Source organism: Nocardioides sp. CPCC 206348 (assembly GCF_048654705.1).
In the GTDB taxonomy this organism is placed as follows: domain Bacteria; phylum Actinomycetota; class Actinomycetes; order Propionibacteriales; family Nocardioidaceae; genus Nocardioides.
In genome coordinates this window covers 1-1328 of sequence record NZ_JBMCZA010000025.1, presented here as the reverse complement: position 1 = coordinate 1328, position 1328 = coordinate 1, and the positions used below count along the sequence as shown (strand labels likewise).

The window sequence follows — 1328 nt, the reverse complement described above, 5'->3', positions numbered from 1 at the left end:
GAGTCGTGCGAGATCGCCGCCGAGGCGATCACCAAGGCAACCGGGGTCGCGGCCGTGCCGCTGGCCCTTCACGTCGGGCAGTGGGACAGCATCGAGCCCGCGATCGAGAAGATCTACGCCGACCTTGGCCGCCTCGACGTACTCGTCAACAACGCCGGCATCGCGCCACTCTCTCCGACGCTGGAAGGCGTCTCGGAGTCGCTGTTCGACAAGACCATCGAGGTCAACCTGAAGGGCCCGTTCCGGCTGATGGCCGTGGCCGGCGCCCGGATGTCGGCCGCCGGCGGTGGCTCGATCGTGAACATCTCGAGCATCGGCGCCATCCGGCCCAGCCCGCCCGAGGCGATGTACGCCGCCTCGAAGAACGGGCTCAACGCACTCACCATGGCCTTCGCCCAGGAGTACGCCCCCAACGTGCGCGTCAACTGCGTCATGCCCGGCGGGTTCGCCACCGACATGGCCGAGGGCTGGGACGAGGAGTTCATCGGCAAGATCGTCGACCGGCTCCCCGCCGGCCGGCTCGGACGGCCCGACGAGATCGTCGGCATGGTCGTCCACCTCGCCGGCGACGGCTCCGGCTACACGACCGGAGCGGTGATCCCCATCGACGGCGGCCGCACCGCGATCTACTGATCGGATTCGTCATGACACAACCGAACCTCCCCGCCCTGTTCGACCTGACCGGCCGGGTCGCGATCGTGACCGGAGCGTCCTCGGGCCTCGGCGAGAGCTTCGCCCGCACCCTCGTCGCTGCCGGCGCCACCGTGGTCGCTGCCGCGCGCCGCCTCGACCGCCTCGAGGTGCTCGCCAAGGAACTCGACGGTACGACGCCCGGTCAGGGCCGGGTCGTCCCGGTCAGGTGCGACGTGACCTCCGACGAGGACCGTCGCGCGCTCGTCGACCTCGCGGTCGCGATCACGGGGCACATCGACGTCCTGGTCAACAACGCCGGAATGCCGGGCACGCCGCACGCCGAGGACGAGACCGTCGACGGCTTCGCCTCGCTGCTCGACCTCAACCTGGCCAGCGGGTTCCACCTGGCGGCCGGAGTCGCGGCGACCGTGCCGGAGGGTGGCGCGCTGTCGATCATCAACATCTCCTCGGTCATCGGCCTCGTCTCGACGGCCCCGATCGGAGGTGCGAGCTATGCCGCGTCGAAGTCCGGAATCATGGGGCTCACCCGTGAGCTCGCCGGCCAGTGGGGCCGGCGCGGGATCCGCGTCAACGCGATCGTGCCGGGCTGGTTCGACACCGAGATGACCGACGGTCTCTTCAGCAACGAGAAGTCCGCTGGCTGGGTCCGCCGCAACACGATGCTCGGCCGAGGC

At 70.0% G+C, this 1328-nt stretch carries 2 protein-coding genes; both read left to right on the top strand.

Translation table 11 applies throughout. The annotated features are described in order from the left end of the window. A partial coding sequence (locus tag ACOADB_RS00830) for an SDR family NAD(P)-dependent oxidoreductase (RefSeq protein ID WP_378596027.1) occupies positions 1–633 on the top strand: 633 nt, incomplete at its 5' end. A gap of 11 nt (positions 634–644) precedes the next feature. Beyond that, positions 645–1328 (top strand): SDR family NAD(P)-dependent oxidoreductase (locus tag ACOADB_RS00825; RefSeq protein ID WP_378596026.1); only part of this gene is annotated, 684 nt, incomplete at its 3' end.